We start from the raw sequence: 23298 nt of genomic DNA, 5'->3' as shown, positions 1-23298 counted from the left end.
GCCGTTTTTTCTAAAGCGTGGCGGATGACTGCCGATAAAAATGAGACCAATGACAAGTTATTGGTGGAAGGCAGTTTCTAAGCATGAGGAGCAGGATTAGTGATTAAGCGACACAAACTGGCAGCACTTGTTTGCATGGCGCTACTCGGCCCTGTAAAAGCAGCGCACAGTAAAGAAGTGGGTGCGCCTATTCCGATTTACTCCGAGGATGAGCTGATCGGTTTGATTGAAGAGAACCGACACCTAGCCCGCGTGAAAGAAGATAATTGTCAGCTTGTCGAAGACATCATGGCTCGTGCCACACGTATCAGTCTGCCATCTTATGAGTTTCTTTATGGGGACATGCTGGCATGGGGCGTTTGTGTTCCTCAAGATGTTGAGCTTGGGCTTTATTATATGGAGAACGCCGCTCATCAAGGTTTGCCTGTTGCCCTTGAACAACTTGGTCGCTACTACTCAAAAGGCACTTTTGTTCAGCAAGACAAAGAGCGAGCTATCCCGTATTTCCGTGAGGCAGCGTCGATGGGCAACATTGATGCGAGGATTCAACTTGCTGAACTGCTACTGCGAGATTACGGCAGCCCGCTGGATTATGAAGATGCTTACCGTTGGCTTTATAACTCGGTCACACCGGACGGTCGTAAGCACAAACGTATCTCTATGCTAAGGCGCGGTCTTGAGCAGCGCATGCCGGAAAACATCATTGCACGAGCAAAGCGTCGTTCGACCTTCTGGTAGCCGTTAAATCTTCTAAATCTGATGCAGAAAGGTAAAGCAATTCTGTAGCTTATCTGCTGCGTCAGTTATAATCGACCTATCCCTCCTAAAATATAGGTCAGACTATGTCGAACAAGCCTAGCGATATAAAAGTAGACGACCCTTTTGCAGCAAGAGAGTCTGAGAACTACGAAAATCCCATCCCAAGCCGAGAGTTCATCTCTGATTTCCTAGAAAGTGTTAACGTACCCATGAACAGAAACGATCTGTTCGAAGCATTGGGTCTATCTGGTGAAGAGCAGTATGAAGGATTGCGCCGTCGCTTGCGCGCAATGGAGCGCGATGGGCAGTTGGTGTTTACTCGACGTCAGTGTTATGCACTCCCTGACAAGCTAGAAATGATCAAAGGCTATGTCATCGGCCATAAAGATGGTCATGGCTGGGTTCGACCTGAAGGGAGCATGAATAAAGATAATGATGTGCTGCTACCACATCATCAAATGCGTACCCTGCTACACGGTGATTTCGTATTGGTTCAACCATCGGGTACCGACAAGCGTGGCCGAAAAGAAGGCCGTTTGGTTCGCGTTTTAGAAGAGCGAAAAACCCAAGTTGTCGGTCGTTTCTTTATGGAATACGGCTATGCCTACGTGGTTGCGGATGATTCTCGCATCAGCCAAGACATCTTGATCCCTAATGAGCATCGTGGTGGTGCTCGTATGGGTAATGTGGTGGTGGTTGAAGTAACTGACCGCGGCAGTCGCTCGCGTGGCATGATGGGACAAGTGGTGGAAGTACTCGGTGAGAACATGGCACCAGGTATGGAGACGCAGATTGCGATCCGCACACATCAAATTCCTCATGAATGGCCTGAAGAAGTCGACAAGCAGGTCAAGCAATTTGGTGAGTTTGTCCCAGAAGAAGCCAAGGAAGGGCGTGTCGATCTTCGAGAACTGCCTCTAGTCACAATCGATGGTGAAGACGCCCGAGACTTCGACGATGCGGTTTACTGTGAGCGTAAGAAAAGCGGTGGTTGGCGTTTATGGGTCGCCATTGCGGATGTCAGCTACTACGTTCGCCCAGATACCCCACTCGACAAAGAAGCGATCGTGCGCGGTAACTCGGTTTACTTCCCGTCTCAGGTCGTGCCTATGCTTCCAGAGGTGCTCTCTAATGGCCTTTGTTCACTCAACCCACAAGTGGATCGCTTGTGTATGGTGTGTGAAATGACCATTTCTGAGACCGGCAAGCTTTCAGGCTACAAACACTATGAAGCGGTGATGAACTCCCATGCGCGTCTGACTTACAACAAGGTGAGCGACATTCTCGAGGGTAACGAAGAGCTTCGTGAGCGCTACAGCGCTGTGGTTCCTCACCTTCATGAGCTGCACAACATGTATAAAGTGCTCAAGGGTGCCCGTGATAATCGTGGAGCGATTGAGTTTGAAACGGTTGAAACTAAGTTCATTTTCAATGCCGAGCGTAAGATCGACCGCATCGAACCTGTGGTTCGCAATGACGCACACAAGATCATTGAAGAGTGTATGATTCTGGCGAATATCGCTTCTGCTTCTTTGGTAGAAAAAGCCAAAGAGCCGGCTCTATACCGAGTGCACGAAACTCCGGGTGAAGAGAGACTGCAAGGTTTTAGGGATTTCCTTGGCGAATTAGGTCTTGATCTATCTGGCGGTCTTGAGCCATCACCGACCGACTATGCTGAGCTGATTAAAAAGATTGGTGAGCGCCAAGATAAAGAGCTGATTCAAACTATGCTGCTGCGTTCTATGAAGCAGGCAGTTTACAATGCGGATAACGCCGGACACTTTGGTTTGGCGCTAAAACGCTATGCGCACTTTACGTCGCCAATTCGTCGTTACCCAGATTTGCTGCTGCACCGAGCAATCAAGTATCTCATTGCCAAACAAGAAGGCCGCAATACCGACCGCTGGACGCCAACCGGTGGTTACCACTATTCGTTTGACGATATGGATTACTACGGTGAGCAGTGTTCTATGACCGAGCGTCGCGCCGATGACGCAACCCGTGATGTGGCCGATTGGCTCAAGTGTGAGTACATGCAAGACCACGTAGGTGAAGTCCTTGATGGCGTGATTGCCAACGTGACTGGTTTTGGCTTCTTCGTGCGCTTAACAGAGCTGCACATCGATGGCCTAGTGCATATTTCGTCACTGGCGAACGACTACTATCAATTTGACCCTATTGGTCAAAGACTTATCGGTGAAAGCTTCGGTGCGATTTACCGTTTGGGCGATGCCGTTAAAGTGAAAGTGCTGTCGGTTAACCTCGATGATAAGCAAATAGACTTTGAATTAGTCGAAACAAGTCGTAAGCTACGTGGCAAAGGAAAGACGGCTAAAAAACGCATGGCTGAAGCTGAAAAGAAAAAAGCCAAAGCGAAACAGCGTGTCGCTGAGGTAAGAGGCAAGCGCAGCCCTAAAGCAGCGAAGCCGATGGTCGAAGCCACCAAACGCCCAGATGGACAAGAAGAGGATGTACTTCCTCATAAGCGTAAGAAGTCCAAAGCCACCAAATCACGCAAGAATAAGGCGCGCCAAAATAAGGCTCGCGGTAAAGCGAAGAAATAACGAATTCAGGATTATTCCATGAGTAATGAATTTATTTACGGCATCCATGCGATTAAAGCGGTACTTGAAAAAGACCCAGTACGCTTTGTGGAAGCCTATGTACTAAAAGGGCGTCAAGACGATCGCTTGATGCCGCTGTTGAACGAACTCAACCAAATTGGTGTGTCGATTCAGCAAATGAACCGCAAAACACTGGATGACAAAGCCAGCGGTGCGAATCACCAAGGCATCATTGCCAAGGTAAAACCGGCTAAGCAGCTCAATGAAAACGATCTCGATGATGTATTAGCGCAGCATGAACAGCCGTTACTGCTTATTTTAGATGGTGTCACCGACCCGCATAACCTTGGCGCATGTCTACGCAACGCGGATGCGGCAGGTGTAGCGGCGGTGATTGTACCGAAGGACCGTTCTGCTCCGATGACGGCGACGGTTAGCAAGGTCGCGTGTGGCGCTGCTGAGACTGTTCCTCTTATCCGAGTAACCAACTTGGCACGTACAATGCGTGCGCTACAAGAAAAAGGCATCTGGATTGTTGGAACGGCAGGTGAAGCGACGCACGATATTTATCAAGCGAAGCTGTCTGGCTCTCTAGCGGTTGTCATGGGCGCAGAGGGTGATGGTATGCGCCGCCTGACTCGTGAAACCTGTGATGACCTTATCAAGATCCCAATGGCTGGTGCGGTATCGAGCTTAAACGTCTCGGTAGCATCAGGTATTTGTCTTTTTGAAGCGGTTCGCCAACGCGCTCTGTAATCAGTATGCTAGAACGACAAAGCCCCAGTAAGAAACTGGGGCTTTGTTTTTTCTATTTGATGACACAGTGACTTAATAGTGCGGCGGTGGTGTCTCTTCTGATGGATCTGCCAAGTTTGAGGTATCCATGTTTTTCACTTTGCCAACCACATATTTCATCTGGTCTTGCATTTTACTGATCAGCAACTGTTGCTGAGTCAACGCATCATTGAGTTCTTCGATGGTCTGCTCTTGGAATGCCATTTTGCACTCCATATCATTGATTCTCTCTTCGAGAGCTTGAATCTCTTTATTGCTCATAAGGTTACTCACTAATTTTCCAAGCTTGGATGACACCAGCTGACGAGGCAGAAAGCACGCGCTGGTTGCTCTCAAAGGCGGCATCATACACTACTCCTCGTGGCGGACGAACATCTTTTAGCAATTCCACTTCGAACCCCTCAAGTCGTTTTCCCGTTTCACTATCCCAGACCATGAGACGTGAAGAGGGAGAGCCGGTGACTAGTCGCTTACCATCATCAGAAAAGCGGGCCGAGGAAAAGATCAATTGTCGGGTCCAGGTACTGAGCTGACTAATCTGCTTACCCGATGTTAAATCCCAAATAATCGCGTCATTACCTGTATCAGACGTAAGCGCAAATAACCCATCTCTCTGTAGTTCGACCGTTCCAACACGTTGCTGATGTTCAAAACGGTGTAATATCTGACCAGATTCTGTACTCCAGAAATAGGCGTTATGGTCATTGCCTCCAGATAGTGCGTATTTACCGTTAGGCGATAGCGACACGGAATTAACTTTTTCTACGTGAGCAAGGAACTCTAGCCGCCTTCCAGTGACTAAATCGATAAATATTGCTTTACCATTACTCAGACCAACGAGGACTTCGTCACCAGAATTACCGAGTGCGATGTCTTGAATTAATCCATCTGAGATCGACCAAAGCCCCGTTGATTGAGACCAAGCTAGGTCCCAAATAGCGAAATTGGTTTGAGTGGCAGTAACGGCAAAGCGTCCATTGTCGCTAAAGCGAATAAGGGAAATAATGTTTTCGTCAGGGTCTTGAATACCCAAGCGAGCTAGGATCTTATTTTGTTCGAGATCCCAAAGCTGTAGGTGTTGCTGTTTGGAATAGAGGAGTGCGAATCTCGCGTCTCGGCTCAGTGCCATTGCGGTTGAGCCTTCAAGCGCTAGGTCCCAACGTTTTTCTGAGTCTGTGGAGAATAGGCAACCATTTAACAGGCTGATGACAATTAACCACAGCACAGAATGAGATATTATTCGCATCATTACTGTTATTCCACGTTGAGTATTGAGTTTAAGCTAGTATATTTATAGTTTGAGCTACTAGGAAATAGTTACTAGATTTAGTTAGTTATGCATGCTTGCTGAACGTTATTCTTAAAGCATGGCTAGGTATTAAGTCTACAAGAATGTCCATCATTGGAGAAATAAATGAAATCACTATTTAAAGTGTCGCTACTTGCTGCGACAGTTATGTTGGCAGTCGGTTGTCAAAAAGAAGAAGAACCAAAAGTTGAGCCAGCAGCGCAAGAGCAAGTACAAGCTGAAACAGGTAAAGCGGTTCACTTTAAAACAGAAGATGACAAAGCGGCTTACGCAATCGGTGTGTCTTTTGCTAACTACCTAAGCACAAGCATCGAGAAACCAGCAGAGTTTGGTATTGAGCTTAAGAAAGAGCTGGTACTTAAAGGTATTGAGCAGGCGTTTGCTGGTAATGCTGAGCTAAGTGAAGACGAGATCCGCGCGGCGCTAGAAGGTCTAGACAAGCGCGTTGCGGAAACGATGCAAAAGCAAGCTGAAGAGAAAGCAGCAGCTGCAATGAAGGCGGGTGATGATTTCCGCACTGAGTTTGCGAAACAAGAAGGCGTAACAGCGACGGAATCTGGTTTACTTTACCAAGTAGAAACAGAAGGTACTGGTGACAAGCCTAAAGAGACTGATACCGTTCAGGTTCATTACAAAGGCACGCTTATCGACGGCACTCAGTTCGATAGCTCTTACGATCGTGGTGAGCCAGCAACGTTCCCACTTAACCGCGTTATCCCAGGTTGGACAGAAGGCGTTCAGCTGATGACTGTGGGTTCTAAGTACAAGTTTGTTATCCCGCCAGAGCTAGCATACGGTGAGCAAGATACTCCGACTATCCCTGCTAACTCAACGCTAGTATTTGAAGTTGAACTACTGAAAATTGAAGGCGATGACGCTCAAGCAACGCAATAATGCTTGATATTGCATGACAAAAGGCTCACTACGGTGAGCCTTTTTTATTGCGGTTTATTTCAGGTGTAAGAAAAAACAGCACTTTTTTTGCCCTAAATCACTTGTTGGATACATACATAGAGGTAGCTCTCAAATTTTCTGATAAACTTACGGTAATTTTTTTAAGTATCGTTAGGGTCCAACTACAGTGACTGAAATTTCTAACCCAGATGAATTGCTCGAGATGGAGTCGGTTGACGTGGCACCATTTAGCGAGCACGACAAAATCATCTTACAATCCTATGAAGCGGTGGTAGATGGGCTTGCGAGCTTGATCGGACCATTCTGTGAAATCGTTTTGCACTCACTTGAGTCGTTGAACACGTCAGCAGTAAAGATCGCTAACGGCGAGAACACGGGGCGTCAGGTGGGGTCACCCATCACCGACTTAGCGCTTAAAATGCTGAAAGATATTGAAGGCTCTGAGCGCAACTTCTCTCGCTCTTACTTCACTCGCGCCAAAGGTGGCGTATTGATGAAGTCGATTACTATTGCTATCCGCAACGGTGATAACCGAGTGATTGGTCTGCTGTGTATCAACGTCAACCTAGATGCGCCGTTCTCACAGATTCTTCAATCCTTTATGCCGACACAAGATGCCAAAGATGCGGCCTCATCGGTTAACTTCGCGAGTGATGTAGAAGAGCTTGTTGATCAAACGGTAGAGCGTACGATTGAAGATATCAATGCCGACAAGTCAGTGTCTAACAACACTAAGAATCGTCAGATTGTTATGGAGCTCTATGACAAGGGGATCTTCGATATCAAAGATGCCATTAACCGCGTTGCCGATAGATTGAATATCTCGAAACACACCGTTTACCTGTATATTCGTCAGCGTAAGACCGAGGACGAGTAATTGTCTGCCTTGACCTACAGTCTAGTGGTAAATGGCTCCGTGTACGGAAGCCAGTCAGCGCGTAACGCCTATCAATTTGCCAACGCGCTGATCGCCAAAGGGCATAAGCTTGTCAGTGTCTTCTTTTATCAAGACGGCGTTCACAATGCTTCTCGCTTAACGGTACCTGCCAATGATGAGTTCGATTTGGTCTCAGCCTGGCAAGCGCTCGCGACAGAGCATGGTGTTCGCCTAGAAACCTGCGTTGCGGCTTCATTGCGTCGTGGCGTGTTAGGGAGCGATGAGGCGTCGCAGCATCAACGTGATGCCGACAACTTAGCCAGCGGCTTCGAGCAAGCCGGGCTGGGCAGTCTTGCCAGTGCGATGCTGACTCAAGATAGGGTGGTGCAGTTTTGACAACATTAGCTTTTGTATTTAGCTCACTACCGCATGCGAGTGCTGCGGGTAGAGAAGGCTTGGATGCGCTGCTCGCGACGTCTGCATTTACTGAAGACATCAAAGTGTTCTTTGTCGGAAATGGCGTGAATCAGCTCCGTAAAGGGCAGGAAACTCAGTCTATCCTATCTAGAGACTATATCAGCGCATTCAAACTGATGGATCTTTACGACATTGAGCAAGTGTTTGTCTGTGAGCAAAGCCTAGAGCGTTATCGCTTAACAGAAGAAGAGTTGCTTATCTCTGCTCAAGTTGTCTCAGCGTCCGCGATTGCTGATGAACTCAATCAATGTCATAAAGTATTAACCTTCTAGGATTACCATGCTGCACATTATTAAAAGCGAAGTAGGCTATCAACAGGCTAAGGCGTACCTGCAAAAAGGGGATGATGTCCTTTTTGTTGAGAGTGCGTGCTACTTAGTAGTTAGTGTTGATACGACGCAAGAGTGGCAGTGCTACTTTCTAGAACAAGATATGGATGCGCGTGGCTTGGCCAAGGATAATGGACAAGCGTTGCAAGTGACCGATTTTAAAGGCTTTGTAGAGCTAACTGAACGTCACGTTGCCAGCACAACTTGGGATTAACCTTCTTTCTTATGTCTTAGTCATCGATACTAAGATACGCATATTCCAAAAAAGATCTGTATATTTCTTGACACACCTCTCACTGCTGCATAGAATTTTGCGTCCCTAATTGCCATTGGTGATTGGGGCAAGATTTTTCACAAAGCTTACTTTCAAGTAAATCAGGAGCTAGTTAATGGCAACTATTAACCAGTTGGTACGTAAGCCTCGTGCAAAGCAAGTTGTTAAAAGCAACGTGCCTGCACTAGAAGCGTGCCCACAAAAACGTGGTGTATGTACTCGTGTTTACACTACTACACCTAAAAAACCTAACTCAGCACTTCGTAAAGTATGTCGTGTTCGTCTAACGAACGGCTTCGAAGTAACTTCGTACATCGGCGGTGAAGGTCACAACCTTCAAGAGCACTCAGTTGTTCTAATCCGTGGTGGTCGTGTTAAAGACCTTCCGGGTGTACGTTACCACACTGTTCGCGGCGCACTTGACTGTGCTGGCGTAAATGACCGTAAACAAGGTCGTTCTAAGTACGGTGTGAAGCGTCCTAAGTCTTAATGGATTCCGTTAAGTAAGGCCAAACACTAAATTATTTTTAATTTTTGAAGAAACTGAAAAGTTTTGGATAACCTGAAGAAGACAACGGAGAATATCCATGCCACGTCGTCGCGTAATTGGTCAGCGTAAGATCCTTCCAGATCCAAAGTTCAAATCTGAGCTGCTGGCAAAATTTGTAAACATCGTAATGGTTGACGGTAAGAAATCAACTGCTGAAAAAATCGTTTACGGTGCACTAGAAACTATGGCTGAGAAGTCTGGCAAAGACCACTTAGCTGTATTTGAAGAAGCTCTTGAAAATGTTCGCCCAGCGGTAGAGGTTAAATCTCGCCGTGTAGGTGGTTCAACTTACCAAGTACCAGTAGAAGTTCGTCCGGTTCGCCGTAACGCACTTGCTATGCGTTGGTTGGTTGAAGCTGCGCGTAAGCGTGGTGAAAAATCTATGGCTCAACGCCTAGCTGCTGAAATGCTAGACGCGTCTGAGAACAAAGGTACTGCGGTTAAGAAACGTGAAGACGTTCACCGCATGGCTGACGCTAACAAAGCGTTTGCTCATTACCGCTGGTAATACCTTTTCAGTGCTGCGAGGTTCTCTCGCAGCACTTTTCTATACTCTAAGGTTAACCTTAGTAAGAGGATACAATCGTGGCTCGTAAAACTCCTATTGAGCGCTATCGTAATATCGGTATCGTTGCTCACGTAGATGCAGGTAAAACAACCACAAGTGAGCGTATTCTGTTCTACACTGGCCTTTCTCACAAAATCGGCGAAGTTCACGATGGTGCTGCAACCATGGACTGGATGGAGCAGGAGCAAGAGCGTGGTATCACTATCACATCTGCTGCGACTACTACCTTCTGGCGTGGTATGGAAGCACAATTCCAAGATCATCGCGTAAACATCATTGATACCCCTGGACACGTTGACTTTACTATCGAAGTAGAGCGTTCTTTGCGTGTGCTTGATGGTGCAGTGGTTGTATTCTGTGGCTCATCAGGTGTTGAACCTCAGTCTGAAACTGTATGGCGTCAAGCTGATAAATATCACGTTCCACGTATGGTATTTGTGAACAAGATGGACCGTGCAGGCGCAGACTTCCTACGCGTTGTGGACCAAATTAAAAATCGTCTTGGTGCGAACCCAGTTCCAATCCAATTAAATATTGGTGCAGAAGATGAGTTCAAAGGTGTCATCGACCTTATCAAGATGAAAGCAATCAACTGGAACGATGCCGATCAAGGCATGACCTTCACTTACGAAGAGATTCCAGCAGAACTGCAAGATGAAGCTGAAGAGTGGCGCAACAACATGGTTGAAGCCGCTGCAGAAGCAAGCGAAGAGTTGATGGATAAGTACCTTGAAGAAGGCGAACTAACGGAAGCTGAAATCAAGGCGGGTCTGCGTACTCGTACACTAAATAACGAAATTGTACTCGCAACATGTGGTAGTGCATTTAAGAACAAAGGTGTGCAAGCGGTACTAGACGCGGTTATCGAATACCTTCCTTCTCCAGTAGACGTACCTGCGATCAAAGGTATCGACGATGATGAGAACGAAGTAGAGCGTCATGCTGACGACAACGAACCATTCGCTGCACTTGCATTTAAGATTGCAACTGACCCGTTTGTAGGCACCCTTGCGTTTATGCGCGTTTACTCAGGTGTCGTAAACTCGGGTGATGCCGTTTATAACTCAGTGAAGCAAAAGCGTGAACGCTTTGGCCGTATCGTTCAGATGCACTCGAACAAGCGCGAAGAAGTAAAAGAAGTTCGTGCGGGTGACATTGCAGCAGCGATTGGTCTGAAAGACGTAACGACAGGTGATACCCTGTGTGACCAGAACCACAAAGTGATTCTTGAGCGCATGGAATTCCCTGAGCCAGTTATTCAGATCGCGGTAGAGCCTCGCTCTCAAGCTGACCAAGAGAAAATGGGTATTGCGCTAGGTAAACTAGCCGCAGAAGACCCGTCGTTCCGTGTGGAAACCGATGATGAAACTGGCCAAACGCTAATTTCAGGTATGGGTGAGCTTCACCTAGACATCATCGTTGACCGTATGAAGCGTGAATTCAGTGTTGATTGCAACGTGGGTAAACCTCAAGTTGCGTACCGCGAAACGATTCGCGGCAGCACAGAAGTTGAAGGCAAATTTGTTCGCCAATCAGGTGGTCGTGGTCAATATGGTCACGTATGGCTTAAGCTTGAGCCATCTGAAGCGGGTGAAGGGTTTGTGTTCGTTGACGAGATCGTGGGTGGTGTGGTTCCTAAGGAATACATCAGCTCGGTATCGAAAGGTATCGAAGAGCAGATGAACAACGGTGTTCTTGCTGGCTATCCTGTACTGGATGTCAAAGCAACACTGTACGATGGCTCTTACCATGATGTCGACTCTAGCGAGATGGCGTTTAAGATCGCCGGCTCGATGGCCTTCAGAAAAGGTGCGCTTGAAGCACAACCTGTTCTGCTTGAGCCAATGATGAAGGTTGAAGTAACGACTCCAGAAGATTGGATGGGTGATGTTGTTGGTGACCTTAACCGTCGCCGCGGCATGATCGAAGGTATGGATGACGGCCACGCTGGCCTTAAGATCATCCGTGCGCAAGTACCGCTCTCTGAGATGTTTGGTTACGCAACTGACTTGCGTAGTGCGACCCAGGGTCGTGCGTCATATTCGATGGAATTTAGCGAATACGCTGAGACTCCGAAGAATGTGGCTGATGCGATTATTGCACAGCGCAGCTAATCAGCTATTGTTTAGTAATGAATCTGTTGCGTTGAGTAAAATTGACGCATAAAATAGCAAATTCTGGCGCGCCCCGACAAAATTCGTTCTCGGGGCGAATCATAACTAGGAAGGAACACGATCGTGTCTAAAGAAAAATTTGAACGTACTAAACCGCACGTTAACGTTGGTACTATCGGCCACGTTGACCACGGTAAAACAACTCTAACTGCTGCAATCTGTACTACTCTAGCTAAAGTGTACGGCGGTGAAGCGAAAGACTTCGCATCTATCGATAACGCTCCAGAAGAGCGTGAGCGCGGTATCACAATCGCAACTTCTCACGTTGAGTACGACACTCCAACTCGTCACTACGCACACGTAGACTGTCCAGGACACGCGGATTATGTTAAGAACATGATCACTGGTGCTGCACAGATGGACGGTGGTATCCTAGTTGTTGCTGCAACTGACGGCCCAATGCCTCAGACTCGTGAGCACATCCTACTAGGCCGTCAGGTTGGTATCCCATACATCATCGTATTCATGAACAAATGTGACATGGTTGACGATGAAGAGCTTCTAGAGCTAGTAGAAATGGAAGTTCGTGAACTTCTATCTGAGTACGAATTCCCAGGTGATGACCTACCAGTTATCCAAGGTTCTGCACTAGGCGCTCTAAACGGCGAGAAGCAGTGGGAAGACAAAATCGTTGAGCTTGCTGAAGCACTAGACTCTTACATCCCAGAGCCAGAGCGTGCAGTAGACCAACCATTCCTACTACCAATCGAAGACGTATTCTCGATCCAAGGTCGTGGTACTGTTGTAACTGGTCGTATCGAGCGTGGTATCCTACGCGTAGGTGACGAAGTAGAAATCGTAGGTATCAAAGAGACTACAACTACTACTTGTACTGGTGTTGAGATGTTCCGTAAGCTTCTTGACGAAGGTCGCGCTGGTGAGAACGTTGGTGCACTTCTACGTGGTACTAAGCGTGACGAAGTTGAACGTGGTCAAGTTCTTGCAGCTCCTGGCTCAATCAACCCACACACTAAGTTCGAGTCTGAAGTATACGTACTTTCTAAAGACGAAGGCGGCCGTCATACTCCGTTCTTCAAAGGCTACCGTCCACAGTTCTACTTCCGTACAACTGACGTAACTGGTGATATCTCTCTACCAGACGGCGTAGAAATGGTAATGCCTGGCGACAACATCCAAATGAAAGTTGAGCTAATCGCTCCAATCGCAATGGATGAAGGCCTACGTTTCGCTATCCGTGAAGGTGGCCGTACAGTAGGTGCTGGTGTTGTTGCTAAGATCTTCGACTAATATTTAGTTGATAATCGCAATAAACGCGAAAAGAGGAGCTTAGGCTCCTCTTTTTTTATCTGAAAATAAATCTAAAGCCTGTTCATAGACTTAGCCAAACTAAGTAAATTTAGGTAAAAATAGCACTGGTAATGCTAACAATTCTCGTTTATATTCTACTCCGTGAATTGTGAAGGATTGTTTTATGTTTGTTTGTTTATGCCACGGCGTCTCTGATAAAAAATTGCGTAAGCTCGCTATTGAAGAGGGCATCAGTGATATGCGTACTATCAGAAGGTGCACATCTCTTGGCTCTCAATGTGGTAAATGCGTTAAACAAGCAAAAGAAATCCTAAGTGAAACACAGGCGTTGCAGCTTGCAAAAGTAAGCTAACCCAAAACCTTCGCCAGGTTGCTTTGACACCTCCCCAATTGGTTCTACAGTTAATAGTGAGCCAAAGAGGAGGGCTTTGTCATGAAAGGCGATCCAATCATCATTCAACATCTCAATAAAATTCTCGGCAACGAGCTCGTTGCTATCAATCAATACTTCCTACACGCAAGAATGTACAAAGACTGGGGCTTAAAGCACCTAGCAGATAAGGAATATCACGAATCTATCGATGAGATGAAACATGCTGACCATCTCATAGAGCGTATCTTGTTTCTCGAAGGGCTTCCTAATCTCCAAGATCTCGGGAAACTGATGATTGGTGAAGACACCAAAGAGATGCTCGAATGTGATTTAAAACTGGAAATGATCGCAATCCCTGACTTAAAGGATGCCATTGCCTACGCCGAAGATACACGAGACTTTGTGTCTCGCGACTTATTCCAGGACATCTTAAATGATGAAGAGGAACACGTTGATTGGCTCGAAACTCAACTTGGACTCATCGAGAAAGTAGGGATCGAAAACTACCTACAAGCTCAGTTTGTCGATGAAGAGTAGGACACTAAAATCTAGGGCCTAGTATCAAGCCACTAGGCCCTAAAACAAAATTCGTTTAATTTTCCCCCACCTATTGCATCCCGTTTTGTGATCTGTATAATACCGCCCACTGACTTAGTTCAGTTGTGAACCAATGAGCAAAGAGGAGTAAGCAAATTGCCTCGGCAAGGTGCTTAGTAACGTAGACTCAGCTTATGTTCGCAGTTAATACAATTGACTCTCTGCCTCGCAGTGAGTGAATCGAAAATTAGCTGACAATGCGCTCAATTAGAGTGCTACGGTTTCACATAAATCAATCGGCATTCTCTCGCCTTCGCGAGTATGAGTGGCGATATTGTTTGTGTAATTTTTAATTATTGGAGCTCTGTCTCATGCAGAACCAACGTATTCGTATCCGCCTAAAGGCTTTCGATTATAAACTAATCGACCAGTCAACTGCGGAAATCGTTGAAACAGCTAAGCGTACCGGCGCACAGGTTCGTGGTCCAATTCCACTACCTACTCGTAAAGAGCGTTTCACTGTTCTTATCTCTCCACACGTCAACAAAGATGCACGTGACCAGTACGAAATCCGTACTCACAAGCGTTTGATCGACATCGTTGAGCCAACAGACAAAACTGTTGACGCTCTAATGCGTCTTGATCTTGCTGCTGGCGTTGATGTTCAAATCAGCCTAGGTTAAGGGAGATTAGAAGAATGATTGGTCTAGTCGGACGTAAAGTGGGTATGACCCGCATTTTTACCGAAGAAGGCGTTTCTATCCCTGTAACAGTTGTTGAGGTTGAAGCGAACCGTGTAACTCAAGTACGTACACTTGAAGCAGACGGTTATGCAGCAATCCAGGTAACTGCAGGTGCTAAGAAAGCTAGCCGTGTTTCTAAGCCAGAAGCTGGCCACTTTGCGAAAGCAGGTGTTGAAGCAGGTCGCGGTCTTTGGGAATTCCGTTTGGAAAACGGCGAAGAGTTTGAAGTTGGCGCTGAGCTAAACGTAGAACTATTCAACGACGTTAAAAAAGTAGACGTTACTGGTACTTCTAAAGGTAAAGGTTTCCAAGGCGCTGTTAAGCGTTGGAACTTCTCTACTCAAGATGCTACTCACGGTAACTCTTTGTCTCACCGTGCTCCGGGTTCAATTGGTCAGTGCCAAACTCCAGGTCGCGTATTTAAAGGCAAAAAAATGGCAGGTCACATGGGTGCTGAGCGTGTAACGACTCAAAACCTAGAGATCGTACGTGTTGACGCTGAGCGCAATCTGCTTCTTATCAAAGGTGCAGTACCAGGCTCAACAGGCGGCAACGTGATCGTTAAACCAGCTATTAAAGCTTAACGTCTAGGAGTAAGTAATGGAATTGATGGTTAAAGGTGCTGATGCACTAACTGTTTCCGAGACTACTTTCGGACGTGACTTCAACGAAGCTCTAGTACACCAAGTAGTTGTTGCGTATGCAGCAGGTGCTCGTCAAGGTACTCGCGCTCAAAAGACTCGTTCTGAAGTATCTGGCGGTGGCGCTAAGCCATGGCGTCAAAAAGGTACTGGCCGTGCACGTGCTGGTACAATTCGTAGCCCAATCTGGCGTACAGGTGGTGTTACTTTTGCTGCGAAACCACAAGATCACAGCCAAAAAGTTAACAAGAAAATGTACCGCGGTGCTATGAAGAGCATTCTTTCTGAGCTAGTTCGTCAAGAGCGTCTAATCGTTGTTGATAACTTCTCTGTAGAAGCTCCAAAAACTAAAGAGCTTGTAGCTAAGCTTAAAGAGCTTGAGCTAACAGATGCGCTAATCGTGACTAGCGAAGTAGATGAGAATCTATTCCTAGCTGCTCGTAACCTATACAAAGTTGACGCACGTGACGTAGCTGGTATCGACCCAGTTTCTCTAATCGCGTTCGACAAAGTTGTTATTACTGCTGCTGCAGTTAAACAAGTTGAGGAGATGCTAGCATGATCACTGAAGAGCGTATCCTAAAAGTTCTACGTGCTCCGCACATCTCTGAAAAAGCAACTATGGCAGCTGAGAAAGCGAACACTATCGTTTTCAAAGTAGCTAAAGATGCAACTAAGAAAGAGATCAAAGCAGCTGTAGAAAAGCTATTTGAAGTTGAAGTTAAGTCTGTAAATACTCTTGTTCTTAAGGGTAAGACTAAACGTCAAGGTCTACGTCAAGGTCGCCGCAGCGACGTTAAGAAGGCGTATGTGACTCTGGCGGAAGGTCAAGATCTTGACTTCGTTGGCGGTGCGGAATAACAGGAGAGTTAAACAATGGCTATTGTTAAATGTAAGCCGACTTCCCCTGGTCGTCGTCACGTAGTTAAAGTTGTTAATGCTGACCTTCACAAAGGTAAGCCTTACGCTCCACTTCTAGAGAAAAACTCTAAGAACGGTGGTCGTAACAACAACGGTCGTATCACAGTACGTCACATCGGTGGTGGTCACAAGCATCATTACCGTTTGGTTGACTTCAAACGTACTAAAGATGGCATCCCAGCGAAAGTTGAGCGCCTAGAATACGATCCAAACCGTAGCGCAAACATCGCTCTAGTTCTGTACGCAGACGGTGAGCGTCGCTACATCATTGCACCAAAAGGCATCCAAGCGGGTGACCAAATCCAATCTGGTGTTGATGCGCCTATCAAAGCAGGTAACACTCTGCCAATGCGCAACATCCCAGTAGGTTCTACAGTACACTGTGTTGAACTTAAGCCTGGTAAAGGTGCACAAATTGCTCGTTCTGCAGGTGCATACGCACAAATAATCGCTCGCGATGGTGCATATGTAACTCTACGCCTACGTTCTGGCGAAATGCGCAAAGTACTATCAGAAGGCCGTGCAACTATCGGTGAAGTTGGTAATGCTGAGCACATGCTACGTGAACTAGGTAAAGCTGGTGCTAGCCGCTGGCGCGGTGTTCGTCCAACCGTTCGCGGTGTGGTAATGAACCCAGTAGACCACCCACACGGTGGTGGTGAAGGTCGTACTTCTGGTGGCCGTCACCCAGTATCTCCTTGGGGTCAGCCAACTAAAGGCTTTAAGACTCGTAAGAACAAGCGCACTGACAAGTACATCGTACGTCGTCGTAACAAGTAATCTATAAAGAGGAATCGCCATGCCACGTTCTCTCAAGAAAGGTCCTTTTATTGACCTACACTTGCTGAAGAAGGTAGAGAAAGCGGTGGAAAGCGGAGACAAAAAGCCTGTTAAGACTTGGTCCCGTCGTTCAATGATCATCCCATCAATGATTGGTTTGACCATCGCTGTCCATAATGGTCGTCAGCACGTACCAGTTTTCGTTACCGAAGAAATGATCGGTCACAAACTGGGTGAATTTGCACCAACTCGCACTTACCGCGGCCACGCTGCGGATAAGAAAGCTAAGAAGAAATAAGGAGTAGATGATGGAAGCTATCGCTAAACATAACTTTGCTCGTATTTCTCCACAGAAAGCTCGCTTAGTTGCAGACCAAATCCGCGGTAAAAGCGTGGATCAAGCTCTTGAACTACTAACTTTCAGCAACAAAAAAGCTGCTGAACTAGTTAAGAAAGTTCTTGAATCAGCAATCGCGAATGCGGAACACAACGAAGGTGCAGATATCGACGATCTTTCAGTCGCAAAAATCTTCGTAGATGAAGGCCCTATCATGAAGCGTATTATGCCTCGTGCTAAAGGCCGTGCCGACCGTATCTTGAAGCGTTCTTGCCACATCACTGTTGTTGTTGCAGACGCTTAAGACTAGGAGATAAGCAATGGGTCAGAAAGTACATCCTAATGGTATTCGTCTTGGCATCGTTAAGCCTTGGAATGCTACATGGTTTGCTAACACCAAAGATTTCGCTGACAACCTAGACGGCGACTTCAAGGTACGTCAGTTCCTTACTAAGGAACTAGCAAAAGCGTCTCTTTCACGTATCGTTATCGAGCGTCCAGCTAAGAGCATCCGTGTGACTATTCACACTGCTCGTCCTGGCGTTGTTATCGGTAAGAAAGGTGAAGACGTTGAGAAGCTACGCGCAGCTGTAGCTAAAATCGCAGGTGTACCAGCGCAAATTAACATCGCTGAAGTACGTAAGCCTGAGCTAGACGGCCAACTTGTGGCTGATAGCATCGCGTCTCAACTTGAGCGTCGCGTTATGTTCCGTCGTGCTATGAAGCGTGCGGTACAAAATGCTATGCGTCTTGGCGCTAAAGGTATCAAAGTGGAAGTAAGTGGTCGTCTAGGCGGCGCTGAAATCGCACGTTCTGAGTGGTACCGTGAAGGCCGTGTGCCTCTACACACTCTACGTGCTGACATTGATTACGCAACTTCTTCGGCTCACACTCAATACGGTGTGATCGGCATTAAAGTTTGGATCTTCAAAGGTGAGATTCTAGGCGGTATGCCAGCAGCTAACGCTGTAGAGCCAAAAGGCGATAAGCCTAAGAAGCAGCGCAAAGGCCGTAAGTAAGGAGTCGACAGATGCTACAACCTAAACGTACTAAGTTCCGTAAGGTTCAGACTGGTCGCAACCGTGGTCTAGCTAAAGGTACAGACGTAAGCTTCGGCACATTCGGTCTTAAGGCTGTTGGTCGTGGTCGTCTTACTGCTCGTCAGATCGAAGCGGCTCGTCGTGCAATGACGCGTCACGTTAAGCGTCAAGGTAAAATCTGGATTCGTGTATTCCCAGACAAGCCTATCACAGAAAAACCACTAGAAGTTCGTCAAGGTAAGGGTAAAGGTAACGTTGAGTACTGGGTAGCCCAAATCCAACCTGGTAAGGTTATGTACGAAATGGACGGTGTACCTGAAGAGTTGGCACGTGAAGCGTTCCGCCTAGCGGCTCGCAAACTGCCGTTCAAAACTACATTTGTAACTAAGCAGGTGATGTGATGAAAGCACAAGATCTACGCGAAAAAAACGTTGAAGAGCTTAACGCTGAGCTTTTGAATTTGCTACGTGAACAGTTCAACTTGCGCATGCAAGCTGCTACTGGTCAGCTTCAGCAAACTCATACTCTAAAAGCTGTACGCCGTGATATCGCACGTGTGAAAACTGTTTTGACTGAGAAGGCAGGCGCATAATGAGCGAACAAATCCGTACTCAACTAGGTCGTGTAATTAGCAACAAAGGCGACAAGTCTATTGTTGTTGCAATCGAACGCATGGTTAAACACCCAATTTACGGTAAATTCGTAAAGCGTACGACTAAACTACACGCACATGACGAAAACAACGAGTGTGGCATTGGCGACACTGTTGAAGTTCGTGAGTGCCGTCCACTGTCTAAGACTAAGTCTTGGACTTTGGTAAGCATCGTAGAAAAAGCGAAAATTTAATCGTTTTTCTACAGCGAAATCAAGCGGCTCCAAATTATTTTTGGGGCCGCTTATTTTTTGTCTACCCAATCACAAAAAAGGGTGGTACAATTCGCGTCCCTTTAAAGAGGCAGCCCGACCCGAGAGGGTCTAGTTTTTAATATTTAGCGGAGCACTAACAATGATCCAAATGCAAAGTACACTTGACGCAGCAGATAACTCTGGCGCGCGCAAGGTAATGTGTATTAAGGTTCTGGGTGGCTCACACCGTCGTTACGCACACATCGGCGACATCATCAAAGTTACTGTGAAAGAAGCAATTCCTCGCGGTAAAGTTAAAAAAGGTGATGTTCTGAAGGCGGTAGTAGTTCGCACCCGTAAAGGCGTACGTCGTCCAGACGGTTCTGTCATTCGCTTCGACCGTAATGCTTGTGTATTGTTGAACGACACTACTGAGCAACCAGTCGGCACACGTATCTTTGGTCCAGTGACTCGTGAACTTCGTAACGCGAAATTCATGAAAATTGTTTCACTAGCACCTGAAGTACTGTAAGGAGCTATAAAATGGCAGCTAAAATCCGTCGTAATGACGAAGTAATCGTTCTTGCTGGTAAAGATAAAGGCAAGAAAGGTAAAGTAACTAAGGTTCTAGCAACTGGTAAAGTTATCGTTGAAGGTATCAACCTTGTTAAGAAGCACCAAAAGCCACAACCGGCTCTAGGTCAACAAGGTGGCATCGTTGAGCAAGAAGCAGCAATTGACGCTTCTAACGTTGCAATCTTTAACGCGGCTACTGGTAAAGCTGACCGCATCGGTTTCCGTATCGAAGATGGCAAGAAAGTTCGTTTCTTCAAGTCTAACGGCGAAACTGTTTCTAACTAATAGAAAGTAATTTGGAGTTCTACTATGGCGAAACTGCATGATTACTACAAGTCGTCTGTAGTTGCTGAATTGACCAAACAATTCAACTACTCAAGCGTCATGCAAGTCCCTAGGATTGAGAAAATCACCCTAAACATGGGCGTTGGTGAAGCAATCAACGATAAGAAACTGCTAGAAAACGCAGCAGCTGATATGGCAACGATCTCTGGTCAAAAGCCTCTTATCACTAAAGCGCGTAAATCTGTTGCAGGTTTCAAAATTCGTGAAGGCTACCCAATTGGTTGTAAAGTAACCTTGCGTGGCGAACGTATGTGGGAATTTTTAGAGCGTTTAATCTCTATCGCACTTCCACGTGTACGTGACTTCCGTGGCGTTAGCGCTAAGTCTTTTGACGGACGCGGTAACTACAGCATGGGCGTTCGCGAGCAAATCATCTTCCCGGAAATCGACTACGATAAAGTAGACCGTGTTCGTGGCCTAGACATCACTATTACGACGTCTGCTGCAAACGATGAGGAAGGCCGAGCTCTGCTGGCTGCCTTTAACTTCCCATTCCGTAAGTAAGGTGAAGGGTTACTGTTATGGCTAAACAATCAATGAAAGCGCGCGAAGCAAAACGCGCGAAGCTAGTAGCTAAGTTTGCTGAAAAGCGCTCAGCTCTAAAAGCTATCATCAGCGATGTAAACGCATCTGAAGAAGATCGTTGGAATGCAGTTCTTAAGCTGCAATCTCTTCCACGTGATTCAAGTGCATCACGTCAGCGCAACCGTTGTAACCAAACTGGTCGTCCACACGGTTACCTACGTAAGTTCGGTCTAAGCCGTATCAAAGTTCGTGAAGCTTGCATGAAAGGCGAGATTCCTGGACTTCGTAAGGCTAGCTGGTAATTGCCACTTAATCATTTGGAGTAAATCGTATGAGCATGCAAGATCCGATTTCGGATATGCTGACCCGCATTCGTAACGGTCAAGCAGCAAACAAAGTTGCTGTTAAAATGCCTTCTTCAAAGCTTAAAGTTGCAATTGCTGCACTACTGAAAGCTGAAGGTTACATCGTTGACTTCGCTGTTGAAGGCGAAGCAAAACCAGAGCTAGAAGTTACTCTTAAGTACTTCCAAGCGAAACCTGTAATTGAGCAAATCAAACGTGTTTCACGTCCTGGTCTGCGTGTCTACAAAAACAAAGACTCGCTACCAACTGTGATGGGCGGTTTGGGTATTGCTGTTGTTTCTACTTCCAAGGGTCTGATGTCAGACCGCGCTGCTCGTAAAGCAGGTCTTGGCGGTGAAATCATCTGTTACGTAGCTTAATAGGAGTAGATTATGTCTCGTGTTGCTAAGGCACCTGTCGCTATTCCAGCTGGCGTAGAGGTGAAACTTAACGGTCAAGAAGTGACTGTTAAAGGCGCTAAAGGCGAACTAACTCGCGTTCTAAACAACGCTGTAGTTATTGCGCAAGAAGAGAACAACCTTACTTTCGGTCCTCGCGACGGTGTTGCTAACGCATGGGCACAGGCAGGTACTGCACGTGCACTAGTTAACAACATGGTTGTTGGTGTTACTGAAGGCTTTACTAAGAAGCTAACTCTTAAAGGTGTTGGTTACCGTGCTGCTATCAAAGGCAACGCTGTAGGTCTAACACTAGGCTTCTCTCACCCAGTTGAGCACGAGCTGCCAGCGGGTATTAAAGCTGAATGTCCAAGCCAAACTGAGATCATCATTACTGGTTGTGATAAGCAACTAGTTGGTCAAGTTGCAGCTGACATTCGTTCTTACCGTGAGCCTGAGCCTTACAAAGGTAAAGGTGTTCGTTACGCAGATGAAAATGTGCGTACTAAAGAAGCTAAGAAGAAGTAAGGTAACACTATGGATAAGAAAGCATCTCGCATCCGTCGTGCTACACGTGCACGTCGTAAGATTGCAGAACTGGGTGCAACTCGCCTAGTAGTACACCGTACTCCTCGTCACGTTTACGCTCAAGTAATCGCAGCGAACGGCTCTGAAGTAATCGCAGCCGCTTCTACGGTAGAAAAAGCAATTCGTGAAGAAGTTAAGAGTACTGGTAACATCGATGCAGCTAAAGCAGTAGGTAAAGCTATTGCTGAGCGCGCGCTTGAGAAAGGCGTATCTGCTGTTGCATTCGATCGTTCTGGTTTCCAATACCACGGTCGAGTAGCGGCGCTAGCAGAATCTGCTCGCGAAGCTGGTCTGAAATTCTAAGGTAGGGTTGGAAGATGGCTAAAGAACAACAACAAGCTAGTGATTTGCAAGAAAAGCTAATCGCCGTTAACCGTGTTTCTAAGACGGTTAAAGGTGGTCGAATCATGAGCTTCACTGCACTAACAGTAGTTGGTGACGGTAACGGTCGTGTAGGTTTCGGTTACGGCAAAGCTCGTGAAGTACCTGCTGCGATTCAAAAAGCAATGGAAAAAGCACGTCGTAACATGACTACGATCGCGCTTAACGAAGGCACTCTTCACCACCCGGTGAAAGGTCGCCACTCTGGCTCTAAAGTTTACATGCAGCCAGCAGCAGAAGGTACGGGTGTTATCGCAGGTGGTGCGATGCGTGCAGTACTAGAAGTTGCAGGTGTACACAACGTACTATCTAAAGCATACGGTTCTACGAACCCTATCAACATCGTTCGTGCAACGATCGACGCTCTAGGTAGCATGAAGTCACCAGAAATGGTTGCTGCTAAACGTGGTCTAACTGTTGAATCTATTTCGGAGTAAGAACACCATGGCAACTATCAAAGTAACTCAAACTAAGAGCTCAATTGGTCGCCTACCTAAGCACAAAGCGTGTCTTAAAGGTCTTGGCCTTCGTAAAATCAACCACACAGTAGAACTTGAAGATACTCCGTGCGTTCGCGGTATGATCAACAAGGTTTACTACATGGTTAAAGTTGAGGAGTAATCAGAATGCGTTTGAATACTCTATCACCGGCTGCGGGTTCTAAGCCTTCTAAGAAGCGCGTAGGTCGTGGTATCGGTTCTGGCCTAGGTAAAACTGGTGGCCGTGGTCACAAAGGTCAAAAATCACGTTCTGGCGGCAGTGTTCGTCCAGGTTTTGAAGGCGGTCAAATGCCTTTGAAACAGCGTCTACCTAAGTTCGGTTTCACTTCTCGTAAGAGCCTAGTGTCTGCTGAAGTTCGTCTAGCTGAGCTAGCGAAAGTAACTGGTGACGTTGTTGACCTAAACAGCCTTAAAGCAGCTAACGTTATCACTAAGAACATCGAATTTGTTAAAGTTGTTCTTTCAGGTGAAATCAACAAAGCTGTGACTGTTAAAGGTCTACGCGTGACTAAAGGCGCTAAAGCTGCAATCGAAGCTGCAGGCGGTAAAATCGAGGAATAATC

General features: G+C 46.6%; 37 protein-coding genes. 35 read left to right on the top strand and 2 right to left on the bottom strand.

Annotation, left to right across the window (positions count from 1 at the left end):
* Positions 1–135 precede the first annotated feature (135 nt).
* From motX to rlmB, 3 genes are all read left to right on the top strand, one after another.
* A complete protein-coding gene (gene motX, locus LY387_RS14895; RefSeq protein ID WP_128650084.1) occupies positions 136–738 on the top strand; it encodes a flagellar protein MotX in 603 nt (200 codons plus the stop codon).
* A gap of 104 nt (positions 739–842) precedes the next feature.
* Positions 843–3323 (top strand): ribonuclease R, encoded by a 2481-nt coding sequence (gene rnr / locus LY387_RS14890; protein WP_234494651.1) that lies wholly within the window; start codon positions 843–845, stop codon positions 3321–3323.
* 18 nt (positions 3324–3341) lie between these two features.
* Positions 3342–4079, top strand: coding sequence for a 23S rRNA (guanosine(2251)-2'-O)-methyltransferase RlmB (rlmB, locus tag LY387_RS14885; protein WP_042478943.1), 738 nt, complete (start codon positions 3342–3344; stop codon positions 4077–4079).
* 72 nt (positions 4080–4151) lie between these two features.
* Here rlmB and LY387_RS14880 read toward each other — a convergent pair whose 3' ends face one another.
* Both LY387_RS14880 and LY387_RS14875 read right to left on the bottom strand, forming a co-directional pair.
* The gene (locus LY387_RS14880) at positions 4152–4379 is read right to left on the bottom strand and encodes a SlyX family protein (RefSeq protein WP_042478959.1); all 228 of its coding nucleotides are present in this window, start codon (positions 4377–4379) and stop codon (positions 4152–4154) included.
* A 4-nt stretch (positions 4380–4383) separates the two neighbouring features.
* The gene (locus LY387_RS14875; RefSeq protein WP_234496133.1) at positions 4384–5364 is read right to left on the bottom strand and encodes a WD40 repeat domain-containing protein; all 981 of its coding nucleotides are present in this window, start codon (positions 5362–5364) and stop codon (positions 4384–4386) included.
* Between the two features lie 168 nt (positions 5365–5532).
* Here LY387_RS14875 and fkpA point away from each other — a divergent pair, with 168 nt between their 5' ends.
* From fkpA to rplO, 32 genes are all read left to right on the top strand, one after another.
* Complete coding sequence (gene fkpA, locus LY387_RS14870) at positions 5533–6321, top strand: FKBP-type peptidyl-prolyl cis-trans isomerase (protein ID WP_128650077.1); 789 nt, start codon at positions 5533–5535, stop codon at positions 6319–6321.
* A 223-nt stretch (positions 6322–6544) separates the two neighbouring features.
* Positions 6545–7219: a helix-turn-helix transcriptional regulator gene (locus tag LY387_RS14865; protein WP_042478957.1), complete on the top strand. Its 675-nt coding sequence runs from the start codon at positions 6545–6547 to the stop codon at positions 7217–7219.
* The gene (tusD, locus tag LY387_RS14860) at positions 7220–7615 is read left to right on the top strand and encodes a sulfurtransferase complex subunit TusD (RefSeq protein ID WP_197059265.1); all 396 of its coding nucleotides are present in this window, start codon (positions 7220–7222) and stop codon (positions 7613–7615) included.
* Complete coding sequence (tusC, locus tag LY387_RS14855; protein WP_234494649.1) at positions 7612–7968, top strand: sulfurtransferase complex subunit TusC; 357 nt, start codon at positions 7612–7614, stop codon at positions 7966–7968. The genes tusD and tusC overlap by 4 nt, the downstream gene beginning before the upstream one ends.
* A 7-nt stretch (positions 7969–7975) precedes the next feature.
* Positions 7976–8239 (top strand): DsrH/TusB family sulfur relay protein, encoded by a 264-nt coding sequence (locus LY387_RS14850; protein WP_234494647.1) that lies wholly within the window; start codon positions 7976–7978, stop codon positions 8237–8239.
* 175 nt (positions 8240–8414) lie between these two features.
* Positions 8415–8789 (top strand): 30S ribosomal protein S12, encoded by a 375-nt coding sequence (gene rpsL / locus LY387_RS14845; protein WP_004399892.1) that lies wholly within the window; start codon positions 8415–8417, stop codon positions 8787–8789.
* Positions 8790–8886: 97 nt separating this feature from the next.
* Positions 8887–9357, top strand: a complete 471-nt coding sequence (rpsG, locus tag LY387_RS14840; protein WP_042478937.1) for a 30S ribosomal protein S7 — start codon at positions 8887–8889, stop codon at positions 9355–9357.
* A gap of 77 nt (positions 9358–9434) precedes the next feature.
* On the top strand, positions 9435–11531 hold the full coding sequence (fusA, locus tag LY387_RS14835; RefSeq protein ID WP_038224544.1) for an elongation factor G: 2097 nt from the start codon (positions 9435–9437) through the stop codon (positions 11529–11531).
* Positions 11532–11654: 123 nt separating this feature from the next.
* The gene (gene tuf, locus LY387_RS14830) at positions 11655–12839 is read left to right on the top strand and encodes an elongation factor Tu (RefSeq protein WP_234494646.1); all 1185 of its coding nucleotides are present in this window, start codon (positions 11655–11657) and stop codon (positions 12837–12839) included.
* Between the two features lie 184 nt (positions 12840–13023).
* Positions 13024–13212 (top strand): (2Fe-2S)-binding protein, encoded by a 189-nt coding sequence (locus LY387_RS14825; protein ID WP_234494645.1) that lies wholly within the window; start codon positions 13024–13026, stop codon positions 13210–13212.
* 81 nt (positions 13213–13293) lie between these two features.
* Positions 13294–13770: a bacterioferritin gene (bfr, locus tag LY387_RS14820; RefSeq protein ID WP_042478657.1), complete on the top strand. Its 477-nt coding sequence runs from the start codon at positions 13294–13296 to the stop codon at positions 13768–13770.
* 371 nt (positions 13771–14141) lie between these two features.
* A complete protein-coding gene (gene rpsJ / locus LY387_RS14815; RefSeq protein WP_031495630.1) occupies positions 14142–14453 on the top strand; it encodes a 30S ribosomal protein S10 in 312 nt (103 codons plus the stop codon).
* A gap of 14 nt (positions 14454–14467) precedes the next feature.
* Positions 14468–15097, top strand: coding sequence for a 50S ribosomal protein L3 (gene rplC, locus LY387_RS14810; protein ID WP_234494644.1), 630 nt, complete (start codon positions 14468–14470; stop codon positions 15095–15097).
* Positions 15098–15113: 16 nt separating this feature from the next.
* Entirely contained in the window at positions 15114–15716 is a 603-nt protein-coding gene (gene rplD / locus LY387_RS14805) for a 50S ribosomal protein L4 (RefSeq protein ID WP_042478663.1), read from the top strand.
* Positions 15713–16015, top strand: a complete 303-nt coding sequence (gene rplW, locus LY387_RS14800) for a 50S ribosomal protein L23 (protein ID WP_042502749.1) — start codon at positions 15713–15715, stop codon at positions 16013–16015. Before rplD ends, rplW begins: the two co-directional genes overlap by 4 nt.
* Positions 16016–16030: 15 nt before the next feature.
* Positions 16031–16855 carry a 50S ribosomal protein L2 gene (gene rplB, locus LY387_RS14795; RefSeq protein ID WP_103881810.1) on the top strand — a complete coding sequence of 275 codons (825 nt, stop codon included), beginning with the start codon at positions 16031–16033 and terminating at the stop codon, positions 16853–16855.
* A 19-nt stretch (positions 16856–16874) separates the two neighbouring features.
* Positions 16875–17153: a 30S ribosomal protein S19 gene (gene rpsS, locus LY387_RS14790; protein ID WP_031495622.1), complete on the top strand. Its 279-nt coding sequence runs from the start codon at positions 16875–16877 to the stop codon at positions 17151–17153.
* Positions 17154–17163: 10 nt separating this feature from the next.
* Entirely contained in the window at positions 17164–17496 is a 333-nt protein-coding gene (gene rplV / locus LY387_RS14785) for a 50S ribosomal protein L22 (protein WP_042478670.1), read from the top strand.
* 16 nt (positions 17497–17512) lie between these two features.
* Entirely contained in the window at positions 17513–18211 is a 699-nt protein-coding gene (gene rpsC / locus LY387_RS14780; protein WP_112481252.1) for a 30S ribosomal protein S3, read from the top strand.
* Between the two features lie 11 nt (positions 18212–18222).
* Entirely contained in the window at positions 18223–18633 is a 411-nt protein-coding gene (gene rplP / locus LY387_RS14775) for a 50S ribosomal protein L16 (protein WP_006075723.1), read from the top strand.
* On the top strand, positions 18633–18824 hold the full coding sequence (gene rpmC, locus LY387_RS14770) for a 50S ribosomal protein L29 (RefSeq protein WP_004736737.1): 192 nt from the start codon (positions 18633–18635) through the stop codon (positions 18822–18824). The genes rplP and rpmC overlap by 1 nt, the downstream gene beginning before the upstream one ends.
* Positions 18824–19078, top strand: a complete 255-nt coding sequence (gene rpsQ, locus LY387_RS14765) for a 30S ribosomal protein S17 (RefSeq protein WP_042478674.1) — start codon at positions 18824–18826, stop codon at positions 19076–19078. Before rpmC ends, rpsQ begins: the two co-directional genes overlap by 1 nt.
* A 160-nt stretch (positions 19079–19238) precedes the next feature.
* Positions 19239–19610 carry a 50S ribosomal protein L14 gene (gene rplN / locus LY387_RS14760; RefSeq protein ID WP_006075569.1) on the top strand — a complete coding sequence of 124 codons (372 nt, stop codon included), beginning with the start codon at positions 19239–19241 and terminating at the stop codon, positions 19608–19610.
* Between the two features lie 11 nt (positions 19611–19621).
* Positions 19622–19939: a 50S ribosomal protein L24 gene (gene rplX, locus LY387_RS14755; RefSeq protein WP_042478676.1), complete on the top strand. Its 318-nt coding sequence runs from the start codon at positions 19622–19624 to the stop codon at positions 19937–19939.
* Between the two features lie 24 nt (positions 19940–19963).
* Positions 19964–20503 carry a 50S ribosomal protein L5 gene (gene rplE, locus LY387_RS14750; RefSeq protein ID WP_006075572.1) on the top strand — a complete coding sequence of 180 codons (540 nt, stop codon included), beginning with the start codon at positions 19964–19966 and terminating at the stop codon, positions 20501–20503.
* Positions 20504–20520: 17 nt separating this feature from the next.
* Positions 20521–20826, top strand: a complete 306-nt coding sequence (gene rpsN, locus LY387_RS14745; protein ID WP_004398460.1) for a 30S ribosomal protein S14 — start codon at positions 20521–20523, stop codon at positions 20824–20826.
* Positions 20827–20855: 29 nt separating this feature from the next.
* Positions 20856–21248 carry a 30S ribosomal protein S8 gene (rpsH, locus tag LY387_RS14740; protein ID WP_006075574.1) on the top strand — a complete coding sequence of 131 codons (393 nt, stop codon included), beginning with the start codon at positions 20856–20858 and terminating at the stop codon, positions 21246–21248.
* A gap of 12 nt (positions 21249–21260) precedes the next feature.
* Positions 21261–21794, top strand: coding sequence for a 50S ribosomal protein L6 (gene rplF / locus LY387_RS14735; RefSeq protein ID WP_042478679.1), 534 nt, complete (start codon positions 21261–21263; stop codon positions 21792–21794).
* 9 nt (positions 21795–21803) lie between these two features.
* Positions 21804–22157, top strand: a complete 354-nt coding sequence (gene rplR, locus LY387_RS14730) for a 50S ribosomal protein L18 (RefSeq protein WP_006075576.1) — start codon at positions 21804–21806, stop codon at positions 22155–22157.
* 14 nt (positions 22158–22171) lie between these two features.
* A complete protein-coding gene (gene rpsE / locus LY387_RS14725; protein WP_042478682.1) occupies positions 22172–22672 on the top strand; it encodes a 30S ribosomal protein S5 in 501 nt (166 codons plus the stop codon).
* A gap of 7 nt (positions 22673–22679) precedes the next feature.
* On the top strand, positions 22680–22856 hold the full coding sequence (rpmD, locus tag LY387_RS14720) for a 50S ribosomal protein L30 (RefSeq protein ID WP_004410429.1): 177 nt from the start codon (positions 22680–22682) through the stop codon (positions 22854–22856).
* Between the two features lie 5 nt (positions 22857–22861).
* Positions 22862–23296, top strand: a complete 435-nt coding sequence (rplO, locus tag LY387_RS14715) for a 50S ribosomal protein L15 (RefSeq protein ID WP_021712509.1) — start codon at positions 22862–22864, stop codon at positions 23294–23296.
* Positions 23297–23298: the final 2 nt, after the last annotated feature.

It is taken from the genome of Vibrio maritimus (assembly GCF_021441885.1).
GTDB classification, from domain to species: Bacteria; Pseudomonadota; Gammaproteobacteria; order Enterobacterales; family Vibrionaceae; genus Vibrio; species Vibrio maritimus_B.
The sequence above is the reverse complement of the archived record's forward strand: the minus strand, read 5'-3'. Positions and strand labels throughout refer to the sequence as shown.

What these genes read in the sequence shown, in the direction of transcription:
- motX (WP_128650084.1), top strand. Translation starts at nt 136, where the DNA reads ATGGCGCTACTCGGCCCTGTAAAAGCAGCGCACAGTAAAGAAGTGGGT.
- rnr (WP_234494651.1), top strand. Translation starts at nt 843, where the DNA reads ATGTCGAACAAGCCTAGCGATATAAAAGTAGACGACCCTTTTGCAGCA.
- rlmB (WP_042478943.1), top strand. Translation starts at nt 3,342, where the DNA reads ATGAGTAATGAATTTATTTACGGCATCCATGCGATTAAAGCGGTACTT.
- LY387_RS14880 (WP_042478959.1), bottom strand. Translation starts at nt 4,379, where the DNA reads ATGAGCAATAAAGAGATTCAAGCTCTCGAAGAGAGAATCAATGATATG.
- LY387_RS14875 (WP_234496133.1), bottom strand. Translation starts at nt 5,364, where the DNA reads ATGCGAATAATATCTCATTCTGTGCTGTGGTTAATTGTCATCAGCCTG.
- fkpA (WP_128650077.1), top strand. Translation starts at nt 5,533, where the DNA reads ATGAAATCACTATTTAAAGTGTCGCTACTTGCTGCGACAGTTATGTTG.
- LY387_RS14865 (WP_042478957.1), top strand. Translation starts at nt 6,545, where the DNA reads ATGGAGTCGGTTGACGTGGCACCATTTAGCGAGCACGACAAAATCATC.
- LY387_RS14850 (WP_234494647.1), top strand. Translation starts at nt 7,976, where the DNA reads ATGCTGCACATTATTAAAAGCGAAGTAGGCTATCAACAGGCTAAGGCG.
- rpsL (WP_004399892.1), top strand. Translation starts at nt 8,415, where the DNA reads ATGGCAACTATTAACCAGTTGGTACGTAAGCCTCGTGCAAAGCAAGTT.
- rpsG (WP_042478937.1), top strand. Translation starts at nt 8,887, where the DNA reads ATGCCACGTCGTCGCGTAATTGGTCAGCGTAAGATCCTTCCAGATCCA.
- LY387_RS14825 (WP_234494645.1), top strand. Translation starts at nt 13,024, where the DNA reads ATGTTTGTTTGTTTATGCCACGGCGTCTCTGATAAAAAATTGCGTAAG.
- bfr (WP_042478657.1), top strand. Translation starts at nt 13,294, where the DNA reads ATGAAAGGCGATCCAATCATCATTCAACATCTCAATAAAATTCTCGGC.
- rpsJ (WP_031495630.1), top strand. Translation starts at nt 14,142, where the DNA reads ATGCAGAACCAACGTATTCGTATCCGCCTAAAGGCTTTCGATTATAAA.
- rplC (WP_234494644.1), top strand. Translation starts at nt 14,468, where the DNA reads ATGATTGGTCTAGTCGGACGTAAAGTGGGTATGACCCGCATTTTTACC.
- rplD (WP_042478663.1), top strand. Translation starts at nt 15,114, where the DNA reads ATGGAATTGATGGTTAAAGGTGCTGATGCACTAACTGTTTCCGAGACT.
- rplW (WP_042502749.1), top strand. Translation starts at nt 15,713, where the DNA reads ATGATCACTGAAGAGCGTATCCTAAAAGTTCTACGTGCTCCGCACATC.
- rplB (WP_103881810.1), top strand. Translation starts at nt 16,031, where the DNA reads ATGGCTATTGTTAAATGTAAGCCGACTTCCCCTGGTCGTCGTCACGTA.
- rpsS (WP_031495622.1), top strand. Translation starts at nt 16,875, where the DNA reads ATGCCACGTTCTCTCAAGAAAGGTCCTTTTATTGACCTACACTTGCTG.
- rplV (WP_042478670.1), top strand. Translation starts at nt 17,164, where the DNA reads ATGGAAGCTATCGCTAAACATAACTTTGCTCGTATTTCTCCACAGAAA.
- rpsC (WP_112481252.1), top strand. Translation starts at nt 17,513, where the DNA reads ATGGGTCAGAAAGTACATCCTAATGGTATTCGTCTTGGCATCGTTAAG.
- rplP (WP_006075723.1), top strand. Translation starts at nt 18,223, where the DNA reads ATGCTACAACCTAAACGTACTAAGTTCCGTAAGGTTCAGACTGGTCGC.
- rpmC (WP_004736737.1), top strand. Translation starts at nt 18,633, where the DNA reads ATGAAAGCACAAGATCTACGCGAAAAAAACGTTGAAGAGCTTAACGCT.
- rpsQ (WP_042478674.1), top strand. Translation starts at nt 18,824, where the DNA reads ATGAGCGAACAAATCCGTACTCAACTAGGTCGTGTAATTAGCAACAAA.
- rplN (WP_006075569.1), top strand. Translation starts at nt 19,239, where the DNA reads ATGATCCAAATGCAAAGTACACTTGACGCAGCAGATAACTCTGGCGCG.
- rplX (WP_042478676.1), top strand. Translation starts at nt 19,622, where the DNA reads ATGGCAGCTAAAATCCGTCGTAATGACGAAGTAATCGTTCTTGCTGGT.
- rplE (WP_006075572.1), top strand. Translation starts at nt 19,964, where the DNA reads ATGGCGAAACTGCATGATTACTACAAGTCGTCTGTAGTTGCTGAATTG.
- rpsN (WP_004398460.1), top strand. Translation starts at nt 20,521, where the DNA reads ATGGCTAAACAATCAATGAAAGCGCGCGAAGCAAAACGCGCGAAGCTA.
- rpsH (WP_006075574.1), top strand. Translation starts at nt 20,856, where the DNA reads ATGAGCATGCAAGATCCGATTTCGGATATGCTGACCCGCATTCGTAAC.
- rplF (WP_042478679.1), top strand. Translation starts at nt 21,261, where the DNA reads ATGTCTCGTGTTGCTAAGGCACCTGTCGCTATTCCAGCTGGCGTAGAG.
- rplR (WP_006075576.1), top strand. Translation starts at nt 21,804, where the DNA reads ATGGATAAGAAAGCATCTCGCATCCGTCGTGCTACACGTGCACGTCGT.
- rpsE (WP_042478682.1), top strand. Translation starts at nt 22,172, where the DNA reads ATGGCTAAAGAACAACAACAAGCTAGTGATTTGCAAGAAAAGCTAATC.
- rpmD (WP_004410429.1), top strand. Translation starts at nt 22,680, where the DNA reads ATGGCAACTATCAAAGTAACTCAAACTAAGAGCTCAATTGGTCGCCTA.
- rplO (WP_021712509.1), top strand. Translation starts at nt 22,862, where the DNA reads ATGCGTTTGAATACTCTATCACCGGCTGCGGGTTCTAAGCCTTCTAAG.